We start from the raw sequence: 9,902 nt of genomic DNA on the forward strand, positions 1-9,902 counted from the left end.
GCACGAACGGACAGGGCCCGCCCCCACATCTCGGGGGCGGGCCCTTTTCCATGCCCCGTGGCGGCACCGCCATGCAGCACCACGGGACAGCTCGCGATCCGTCACGCCGCTCGGCGCCGGGGCGCCGCCCGTGACGGGGCCGGTCTAGCCGAAGCGGCCGGAGATGTAGTCCTCGGTCGCCTGGACCTGCGGGTTGGAGAAGATCCGCTGGGTGTCGTCCAGCTCTACCAGCTTGCCCGGCTGGCCGACGCCGGCCAGGTTGAAGAAGGCGGTGCGGTCGCTGACGCGGGCCGCCTGCTGCATGTTGTGGGTCACGATGACGATGGTGAACTGCTCCTTCAGCTCGCCGATCAGGTCCTCGATGGCGAGGGTGGAGATCGGGTCGAGCGCGGAGCAGGGCTCGTCCATCAGCAGGACCTGGGGCTCGACCGCGATGGCGCGGGCGATGCACAGGCGCTGCTGCTGACCGCCGGAGAGGCCGGCCCCCGGCTTGTTCAGCCGGTTGTGGACCTCCTTCCAGAGGTTGGCGCCCTTCAGCGAGCGCTCCACCACCTCGTCCAGCACGGCCTTCTTCTTCACGCCGGCGAGCCGGAGACCGGCGATCACGTTGTCGTAGATCGACATGGTCGGGAACGGGTTCGGGCGCTGGAAGACCATGCCGACCGAGCGGCGCACGGCGACCGGGTCGACGTTGGAGGCGTACAGGTTCTCGTCGTCCAGGAGGACCTTGCCCTCGACCCGGGCGCCGGGGATCACCTCGTGCATCCGGTTGAGGGTCCGCAGGAAGGTGGACTTGCCGCAGCCGGAGGGGCCGATGAAGGCGGTCACCGAGCGGGGCTCGATGCTCATCGAGATGTCCTCGATGGCCTTGGTGGTGCCGTAGAAGGCCGACAGTCCGCTGACGTCGATGCGCTTGGCCATGATCGTTGCTTCTCTCGTCTGTCTCGTACGTCAGTCGGTCGCTCAGTGCCCGCCCTTGGGCGAGCGCCAGCGCGCGATGCCCCGGGCGATGAGGTTGAGCCCCATCACGAAGGCGATCAGCACCAGCGCCGCGCCCCAGGCACGGGCGTAGCCGAAGTCGTTGTTGACCTGCGAGTACTGCTGCCAGATGTACATCGGCAGGGACTGCTGCGGGCCTTCGAACGGGTTGTTGTTGATGGAGTCGGCGCCGAACACCAGCATCATCACCGGGGCGGTCTCGCCCGTGATGCGGGCGACCGCGAGCATCACACCGGTGGTGATGCCGCCGATCGCGGTGGGGAGGACGATCCGCAGGATGGTCTTCCACTTCGGCACGCCGAGCGCGTACGAGGCCTCGCGCAGCTCGTTCGGGACGAGCTTGAGCATCTCCTCGGTGGACCGGACCACGACCGGCATCATCAGGATCGCCAGTGCGAGGCTGCCCGAGAAGCCGGAGTAGCTGAAGCCCAGCGCGAGGTTCCAGATCGAGAGGATGAACAGACCGGCGACGATCGACGGGATGCCCGTCATGACGTCGACGAAGAAGGTGACCGCCTTGGCGAGCGTGCCGCGGCCGTACTCGACCAGGTAGACGGCGGTCAGCAGACCGATCGGGGCGGCGATGGCGGTGGCCAGGCCGACCTGCTCCAGGGTGCCGATCAGCGCGTGGTAGATGCCGCCGCCGGGCCCGGACTGGATCACGCCCTTCATGGAGTGGCCCAGGAAGTTCCCGTCGACCACGTGGATGCCCTGCTGGACGGTGTAGACCGTCAGGGCGACCAGCGGGACGACGGCCAGGATGAAGGCGACCCAGACCACCGAGGTGGCGAACCGGTCCTTGGCCTGCCGACGGCCCTCGACCTGGGCCGAGAGGGTGTAGCTGATCAGGAGGAAGAGCAGGCCCGAGATCAGGCCCCACTGGAGGTGGCTGGCCAGCCCGCCGACCGCGCCGATCCCGCAGCCGAGGGCGATCGAGCCGGCGGCGACGGCGGCCGGGGCCCACTTGGGCAGGCGGTTGGCGGTCAGCGGACGGCCGACGGGCCGGGCGTCCTCGACGAGCGCGGTGACGGTCATGCGTTGGCCCCCGAGTACTCCTTGCGGCGGGCGATGATCAGTCGCGCGGCACCGTTCACCAGCAGGGTGATGACGAACAGGACGAGGCCGGAGGCCATCAGCGCGTTGCGGCCGTTGTCCCCGGCCTCGGCGAACTTCAGCGCGATGTTCTGCGCGAAGGTGCCGCCGCCGGCGTCGAGGATGTGCAGCGACAGGACGTTGCTGGCGGACAGCACCACCGCGACCGCGATGGTCTCGCCGAGCGCGCGGCCGAGGCCGAGCATCGAGGCCGAGATGATGCCGGGGCGGCCGAACGGCAGCACCGCGGTGCGGATCATCTCCCAGCGGGTCGCGCCGAGCGCGAGCGCCGCCTCCTCGTGCATCCGCGGCACCTGGCGGAACACCTCGCGGGAGACCGCGGTGATGATCGGCAGGACCATGATCGCCAGCAGGATGCCGACGGTGAACAGGTTGCGCGGGGTGCCGGTCCTGGTCTGGTCGAAGATGTACGTCCAGCCCAGGTACTCGTTGAGCCAGCTGGTCAGACCGTCCATGTGCGGCACGAGGAAGAGCGCGCCCCAGAGGCCGTAGACGATGCTGGGGACGGCGGCGAGCAGGTCGACCAGGTAGGCGAACGGCTGGGCGATCCGGCGCGGCGCGTAGTGCGAGATGAACAGCGCGATCCCGATGGCCACCGGGACGGCGATCGCCATCGCGATGACGGCGCTGACGATGGTGCCGAAGGCCAGGACGGCGATGCCGAAGACGGGCTTCGGGGCGTCCGGCGTCCACTCGAAGGAGGTGAGGAAGTTGCCTTCGTTGGTGCTCAGGGCCTGGACCGACCGCCAGGTCAGGAACGCCGCGATGGCGGCCATGATGACCAGCAGCAGGATGCCCGAGCCCCGGGCGAGGTTCATGAAGATCTTGTCGCCGACCCGGCTGTCGCGCGGCCGGCGTTCCCTGCCTCGCGGGGCGGCAGGGGAGGATGAAGTCATTGGTCTACTCCGGTCTGGTGGTGCCGCCCCGGAAGGGGGAACGGCACCATGGCGGCGGTGCCCCGGACGTGGTGCTGGGTGTGGTGCGTTCCGGTGGGGCGGCCCCGGCCCCCCTCGCTCACGGGGCCGCCCCACCGGGGGTCCTGTCGGGTCAGGCCAGGGTCGCGATGACGCCGTTGACCTTGTCGGTCACGGCCTTCGGCAGCGGGACGTAGCCCTTCTCGCCGACGGCCTTCTGGCCCGCGTCGCTGGCCGTGTAGGTCAGGAAGGACTTCAGGGTGTCGAGGGTCTCGGCCTTGTTGCCCTTGTCGCAGACGATCTCGTAGGTGATCAGGACCAGCGGGTAGGAGCCCTCGTCCTTGGTCGCGTAGTCGAGCTTCAGCGCGAGGTCGCTGCCGGTGCCGGCGGCCTGGGCCTTGGCGATGGTGCTGGCGGCGTTCTCGGCGGTGGCCGCGACCGGCTTGGAGGCGCCCGTGTTGATGTCGGCGCTCTTCAGGCTGTTGGTCTGGGCGTAGGCCAGCTCGACGTAGCTGATCGAGTTCTTGACCTGCTTCACCTGGGCCGAGACGCCGGCGCTGCCGTTGGCCGACTGGCCGCCCTTGGCCGCCCAGGCCTTGCCGGCCGGGTAGGTCCAGGCGCCGCCGCCGGCGGCGGCGAAGTACTTGGTCAGGTTCTCGGTGGTGCCGGCGTCGTCCGAGCGGTGGAAGGTCTGGATCTCCGCGTCCGGCAGCTTGGCGCCCGGGTTCAGGGCCGCGATCGCCGGGTCGTTCCACTTGGTGATCTGCGAGTCGAAGATCTTGGCGGAGGTCGGGCCGTCCAGGACCAGGTTGTCGACGCCGTCGACGTTGTAGACCAGCGAGATCAGACCGCCGACCATCGGCAGGTCGATGCCCTGGCCGCCGGTGCAGACCGCCTTGGAGGCGTCGACCTCGGCCGGCTTGAGGGCCGAGTCGGAGCCGGCGAACTGGATCTTGCCCTGGTTGAACTGCTGGATGCCGGCACCGGAGCCGCCACCCTGGTAGTTGATCGTGCTGCCGGAGCAGGCGGCGGCGAAGCTGGTCTTCCAGACGTCCATCGCCGCGGTCTGCGCGGTCGAACCGGCGGCGATCAGCGAACCGGCCTTGCCACAGTTGATCGCGCTGGTCGCGGCGGAGCCGTTGGAGCCACCGGACGCGGTCGTGTTGTTGTTGTTGTCCGACCCGCAGGCGGCGAGCGACAGCGAGCTGACGAGCGCCATGGCACCGATCGCGAGGGCCTTGGAGCGGCCGTTCCGCTGGAGCTTCACAGGGGTGTCCCTTTCTGTGGCATTGCCCTTGGCGTGCGCCGTACGCGTACGGCCCAGCGCGGGTTTTGCTGTGGTCCGGGGCCCGTGCGGCCCTCCGGTGGTCCCGAAGTTAGGCCGGGTAAGTGACACGACAGCCGGTCGCAAGTGAACGGCGAGTGAACCTCGAACGGATGACAGGAAACTACGTCAGGTAGTAACGGTTGCGTCACGGGGAGGGCGCGACGAGATCACTTCCACCGTTCCTTCACCGACCCGGCCCCCGCGGCCCGCACCGGCTCCGCCCCCAGGACCGCCAGCAGGGCGTCGACCAGCAGCCGGTCCTGGTCGTGGGTGAGCCGTGCGCGCGCCTTCCCGGCCGGCAGCCAGTCCAGCCGGTCCACCTCCCGGTTGGGCCGGAAGGACCCGCTCGACGGCACCGCCGCCCAGTAGCGGACCTCCTTCGGACGGCCCTGCACCCGGTAGTGCTGGGTGGGCAGCTCCGGGCCCAGCAGGCAGTGGAACCCGGTCTCCTCCCGGACCTCGCGCAGCGCCGCCTCGGCCATCCCCTCACCGGCTTCGAGCTTGCCCTTCGGCAGGCTCCAGTCGTCGTACTTGGGCCGGTGGACCAGCGCGATCCGCGGCCGCCCCAGCCGGCCGCTCTTCTTCGGCCGGCCCGGCAGCCACAGCACCGCGCCCGCCGCCAGGATCACCGGGCCGTGCCCCGCACCGGCCGCTGCCCGGCCGGTGCGGGGGCGCTCGCCCACCTCAGACCGTCCGGGGTGCGACGGAGTGCCCCCAGGCGTCGGCCGGGACGAGCTCCAGCCAGCCGTCCGGGCCGGGCGGCAGGTCCGGCCAGCGGCGGCCGACGGCGTACCGCGCCGACTCCACCTCCAGCCGCTGGTCGGCGTGCACCACGCCCAGCACGTACGCGGTCGCCGGGGTGATCCGCGGGGTGCGCGCCGCGGTGGCGGCGGTGACGGCGGCGTCCGCCGCCTCCTGCTGCCGGTCCAGCACCGCGTCCAGCCCGTCCAGCTCGGAGGACGCGCGGCCGCACACCTCCAGCACGTACCGGGCCCGCTTCACCAGGATCCGCAACCGCGCCCAGGGCGCGTCGTCGGCCGCCAGCGCGGTGTCCGCGTCCGTCGCCCCGCGGGACGCCGGCACCGCGCCCAGCCGGCGCAGCCCGTCCCCGCCGTACGGCGTCGCGGCCCGCTGCAGCGGCAGCTGCTGGGCGCCCGCGGACAGCGCGGCGAACGCGGCGGCGGCCTGCGGCAGCAGCACGGCCGGGGCCCGGCCGTCCGCCGAGTCCAGCAGCGGCGCCTCGCCGACCAGCAGGGTCATCCGGTCCGCCAGCGCGTGCAGCCGGGCGGAGCGGAGCTCCTGGAGCACGGTGGAGTGCGCCCTGGTCCGGGCCAGGGTCAGCTGCCGGTCCAGCAGCGCGCGCGCCTTGGGGGCGCCCGCGTGGCCGGCCAGCATGCCCGTCCCCTCCGGGTCGGTGCCGCTCAGCAGGTCCAGCGCGCCCAGCAGCCGGGCCGAGCGGCGGACGTAGCCGGGCTCCAGCGCCAGCAGGTTGAGCAGCCAGCGCAGCTCGGTGCGCGACTCCTGCGCCCAGGTCTGTTCGAAGACCGAGCCGAAGGTGTGCAGCAGCCCGCCGATCCGCCGGACGGCCCGCAGCAGGTCCGAGGTGCCGGCCGACGGGACGGTCGAGGCCGTCCCGGGTCTGGCACCGACCTCGCCCACCGCCAGCGGCAGCGCGCGCAGGAAGGCGCCGGCCTGGACGGTGAGGTGGCGGGAGAGGATGTCCCCGGCGGTCGCTGTGGAGGCCGCCTGGGCCGTCATCGGCGCTTCGGTCATGGCGTGGTAGATCCCCGTTCCCCCGGGGCGGTCCCCCGGAGCTGGTGGCCGACCGCCGGAACAGGTCCCCTTCGGGCCCCGAGGGGCCCGACTGCTCCGGCGGCTCGCATCAGTGGGCGCGTCAGCGCGAGGTGGCGGCCCTGCGGCGCTGGCGCGAGTCGATCAGCAGGTCCTGGACGTGTCGCAGCGGCCGGGCCTCGGCGTCCTGCGAGTGCCTGGTCCAGGCGCCGTCCGGCCCCAGGTGCCAGGACTCGGTCTCGTCCGACACCCCGAGGTCGATCAGCCCGGACAGCTCGGCGCGGTGCGCCGGATCGGTGATCCGCAGCAGCGCCTCGATCCGGCGGTCCAGGTTGCGGTGCATCATGTCGGCGCTGCCGATCCAGACCTCCGGATCGCCGTTGTTGCCGAACACGAAGATCCGGGAGTGCTCCAGGAAGCGGCCCAGGACGCTGCGGACCCGGATGTTCTCGCTCAGCCCCGGGACACCCGGGCGGATCGCGCAGATCCCGCGCACCCAGACGTCCACCGGCACCCCCGCCTGGGAGGCCCGGTACAGCGCGTCGATCACGGCCTCGTCGACGATCGAGTTGACCTTGACCTTCACGTAGGCCGGACGGCCCGCCCGGTGGTGGGCGATCTCGTTGTGGATCCGCGCGACCAGCCCGTCGCGCAGGCCGCGCGGGGCGGTCAGCAGACGGCGGTAGGACTCGCGGCGCGAGTAGCCGGAGAGCCGGTTGAACAGGTCCGAGAGGTCCGCGCCGACCTGCGGGTCGGAGGTGAGCAGGCCGAGGTCCTCGTACAGCCGGGCCGTCTTCGGGTGGTAGTTGCCGGTGCCGACGTGGGAGTAGCGGCGCAGGGTGTCGCCCTCCTGCCGGACCACCAGCGAGAGCTTGCAGTGCGTCTTCAGCCCGACCAGGCCGTACACCACGTGGCAGCCGGACTCCTCCAGCTTGCGGGCCCACTTGATGTTGGCCTGCTCGTCGAAGCGCGCCTTGATCTCGACCAGCACCAGCACCTGCTTGCCGGACTCGGCCGCGTCGATCAGCGCGTCGACGATCGGCGAGTCGCCGGAGGTGCGGTACAGGGTCTGCTTGATCGCCAGCACGTCCGGGTCGGCGGCGGCCTGCTCCAGGAAGGCCTGCACCGAGGTGGAGAAGCTGTCGTACGGGTGGTGCAGCAGCACGTCGCGCTCGCGCATCGCGGCGAAGATGTCCGGCTGGGAGGCCGACTCGACGTCGGTCAGCCCGCGGGCCGTGCCGGCCACGAACTTCGGGTACTTGAGCTCCGGGCGGTCCAGCTCGGCGATCCCGAACAGCCCGGTCAGGTCCAGCGGCCCGGGCAGCGGGAAGACCTCCGCCTCGGTGATGTTCAGCTCCCGCACCAGCAGGTCCAGGATGTACGGGTCGATCGACTCCTCGACCTCCAGCCGGACCGGCGGGCCGAAGCGCCGCCGCATCAGCTCCTTCTCCAGGGCCTTGAGGATGTTCTCGGTGTCGTCCTCCTCCACCTCCAGGTCCTCGTTGCGGGTGACGCGGAAGGCGTGGTGGGCCAGCACCTCCATCCCCGGGAAGAGCTCCTCCAGGTGGGCGCCCATGACGTCCTCCAGCGGGACGTACCGCTGGGGCGAGGCCTCCAGGAAACGGGCCAGCGACTGCGGCACCTTGACCCGCGCGAAGTGCTTGTGCCCGGAGACCGGGTTGCGCACCACGACGGCCAGGTTCAGTGAGAGTCCCGATATGTACGGGAAGGGGTGCGCCGGGTCGACGGCCAGCGGGGTCAGCACGGGGAAGATCTTCTGCCGGAACAGCGTGTGCAGCCGGGCCTGCTCCTTCTCGGCCAGCTCCGACCAGCGGACCAGCTCGATGCCCTCGGTGGCGAGGTCCGGCAGCACCTCCTGCTGGAAGGCGGCGGCGTGGCGGGCCATCAGCTCGCGCGAGCGGGTCCAGATCAGGTCCAGCACCTCGCGCGGCTGGAGGCCGGAGGCACTGCGCGTGGCGACGCCGGTGGCGATCCGGCGCTTGAGGCCTGCCACCCGGACCATGAAGAACTCGTCCAGGTTGCTCGCGAAGATCGCCAGGAACTTCGCCCGTTCCAGCAGCGGGATGCCCGGGTCCTCGGCCAGCTCCAGGACCCGCTCGTTGAACGCGAGCCAACTGCGCTCGCGGTCCAGGAAGCGGCCCTGCGGCAGCGCTTCGAACTCCTCGTCGTCCGTGGCCGGCAGCTCCGGCGGGATCCCCAGCGCGCTGGACATCCGGGCCGGGGGCGACAGCGGGGCAGAGACGGGGCGGGGGATGCTCATGGGCTCCAGCTCCTCCAGCAGCAGGACGGCGTCCGGACGCGATGGGCTCTGCGGGCCGTCGCCCTCGCCCCGGGCCGGACCCGGGGACAGCACCCACCCTCCGGGCGCGGTCCGTACAGGACCGGCCGGTGCGTGGCGGTCGACTCTGCACGAGCGAGACACTACGGACTTCATCCTGTGATCTTCGCGGCAGCAATTGAATCCACGGTAAACACCGCATGGCCGGGAGGAAAGCTGAGTCGGTCGGGGCAAGGGGTTCGGCCGTCCCGTACCCCGTCCGTTCCCTGGTCCGTGCCCCGGTCCGGGGGGGGTGTTCCGGGGCGTTCCGGCCGACGGCGGCTACCGGCGGCTAGGCGGGGCGGGGCGCCCGGTACGGGGCCCGGTACATGAGGTCCACCTCGTGGACGGTGAACCCCAGACGTTCGTACACCCGCACGGCCACCGGGTTGTCGGCGTCGACGTAGAGGAGGACGGCGCCCAGTCCGCGCTCGCCGGGGCCGGTGCCGGTCAGGTGGCGAAGGCCCGCCGCGGTCAGTGCCCGGCCGAGGCCGCTGCCCTGCTCCGCCGGGTCCACGCCGACCACGTACACCTCGCCGAGCTCGGGCTCGGTGGCGGTGGCCGGGTGCACCTTGGTCCAGTGGAAGCCGACCACCTTGCCGTCCCGGGTGGCGAGGAAGAAGCCGGCCGGGTCGAACCAGGGCTCGGCGATCCGCTCGGCCAGGTCCTGCTCGGTCCAGGTGCCCTGCTCGGGGTGGTGGGCGAAGGCCAGGGCGTTCAGCCGCAGCCACTCGGCGTCGTCCTCCCCCGGGCGGAAGGTGCGGAGCTCGATGCCCGCGGGGACGACCACGTCCTCGGTCTGCGGGCCGGGCCGGCGCATCTGGCGCAGTTCGCGGACCAGCTCCGCGCCGTACGCCTCGGCCAGGTGCCGGGCCGCCGGGTGGCCGCCGTGCACCCAGAAGTCCACCGCCTCGCGCCCCGCGCGGTGGGCCTGTGCCAGGACGGCGTCCACCAGCGGACGGGCCAGGCCGCGACCGCGGACGGCGGGATCGACCACCAGCTCGGCGGCGGGGTTGGCGGCCGGGTTCTCCGGCACCTCCAGCTGGCCGTAGCCGAGGACGGCTCCGGTTTCGGTCTCGGGTTCGGCCCCGGATTCGGTCTCTACGAGATGGATGACGCCCGGGCGCGGAGTCTCCGCGTTCCGCAGCCGGAGCCGGCCCTGCTCGGACACGGCGGCCCGGCCGTCCACCGCCTGGGCCTCCGCCAGAACACGCAGAGCGCCGTCGCGCTGCGCGGGCCGGAGCACATCGTTCGCAATGACCGCTGTCTGATCGTCCATGCCCTGACGATACGTCACCGGAAATGCGAAGAACCCCCATCCGGGTCCCGGATGGGGGTTCTTCTGAAGAATTGTTCGGCGGCGTCCTACTCTCCCACAGGGTCCCCCCTGCAGTACCATCGGCGCTGTAAGGCTTAGCTT

The 9,902-nt window shown here is 71.6% G+C and carries 8 protein-coding genes; all 8 read right to left on the reverse strand.

From position 1 onward, the window contains the following. Positions 1 to 144: 144 nt before the first annotated feature. The 8 genes from pstB to mshD all read right to left on the reverse strand — a co-directional run bounded on the left by pstB (position 145) and on the right by mshD (position 9,761). Entirely contained in the window at positions 145 to 921 is a 777-nt protein-coding gene (gene pstB, locus ACFY4B_RS39980) for a phosphate ABC transporter ATP-binding protein PstB (RefSeq protein WP_049655974.1), read from the reverse strand. A gap of 42 nt (positions 922 to 963) precedes the next feature. Continuing rightward, positions 964 to 2,034: a phosphate ABC transporter permease PstA gene (pstA, locus tag ACFY4B_RS39985; protein ID WP_049655976.1), complete on the reverse strand. Its 1,071-nt coding sequence runs from the start codon at positions 2,032 to 2,034 to the stop codon at positions 964 to 966. Then, entirely contained in the window at positions 2,031 to 3,008 is a 978-nt protein-coding gene (gene pstC / locus ACFY4B_RS39990; RefSeq protein WP_049655977.1) for a phosphate ABC transporter permease subunit PstC, read from the reverse strand. The genes pstA and pstC overlap by 4 nt, the downstream gene beginning before the upstream one ends. 151 nt (positions 3,009 to 3,159) lie before the next feature. After that, complete coding sequence (pstS, locus tag ACFY4B_RS39995; RefSeq protein WP_049655979.1) at positions 3,160 to 4,293, reverse strand: phosphate ABC transporter substrate-binding protein PstS; 1,134 nt, start codon at positions 4,291 to 4,293, stop codon at positions 3,160 to 3,162. A 227-nt stretch (positions 4,294 to 4,520) separates the two neighbouring features. Beyond that, positions 4,521 to 5,036, reverse strand: a complete 516-nt coding sequence (locus ACFY4B_RS40000) for an NUDIX hydrolase (protein WP_375876675.1) — start codon at positions 5,034 to 5,036, stop codon at positions 4,521 to 4,523. 1 nt (position 5,037) lies between these two features. After that, a complete protein-coding gene (locus ACFY4B_RS40005; RefSeq protein ID WP_074006420.1) occupies positions 5,038 to 6,126 on the reverse strand; it encodes a CHAD domain-containing protein in 1,089 nt (362 codons plus the stop codon). 121 nt (positions 6,127 to 6,247) lie between these two features. Next, entirely contained in the window at positions 6,248 to 8,425 is a 2,178-nt protein-coding gene (locus tag ACFY4B_RS40010; RefSeq protein WP_387976304.1) for an RNA degradosome polyphosphate kinase, read from the reverse strand. Positions 8,426 to 8,774: 349 nt separating this feature from the next. Then, positions 8,775 to 9,761 (reverse strand): mycothiol synthase, encoded by a 987-nt coding sequence (gene mshD / locus ACFY4B_RS40015; RefSeq protein WP_387976300.1) that lies wholly within the window; start codon positions 9,759 to 9,761, stop codon positions 8,775 to 8,777. Between the last annotated feature and the right edge of the window lie 141 nt (positions 9,762 to 9,902).

The organism is Kitasatospora sp. NPDC001261 (genome assembly GCF_042896795.1).
Classification (GTDB): domain Bacteria; phylum Actinomycetota; class Actinomycetes; order Streptomycetales; family Streptomycetaceae; genus Kitasatospora.

Coding starts and splice junctions, on each gene's coding strand:
- mshD (WP_387976300.1), bottom strand. CDS start 9,761: ATGGACGATCAGACAGCGGTCATTGCGAACGATGTGCTCCGGCCCGCG.
- pstA (WP_049655976.1), bottom strand. CDS start 2,034: ATGACCGTCACCGCGCTCGTCGAGGACGCCCGGCCCGTCGGCCGTCCG.
- ACFY4B_RS40005 (WP_074006420.1), bottom strand. CDS start 6,126: ATGACCGAAGCGCCGATGACGGCCCAGGCGGCCTCCACAGCGACCGCC.
- ACFY4B_RS40010 (WP_387976304.1), bottom strand. CDS start 8,425: ATGAGCATCCCCCGCCCCGTCTCTGCCCCGCTGTCGCCCCCGGCCCGG.
- pstC (WP_049655977.1), bottom strand. CDS start 3,008: ATGACTTCATCCTCCCCTGCCGCCCCGCGAGGCAGGGAACGCCGGCCG.
- pstB (WP_049655974.1), bottom strand. CDS start 921: ATGGCCAAGCGCATCGACGTCAGCGGACTGTCGGCCTTCTACGGCACC.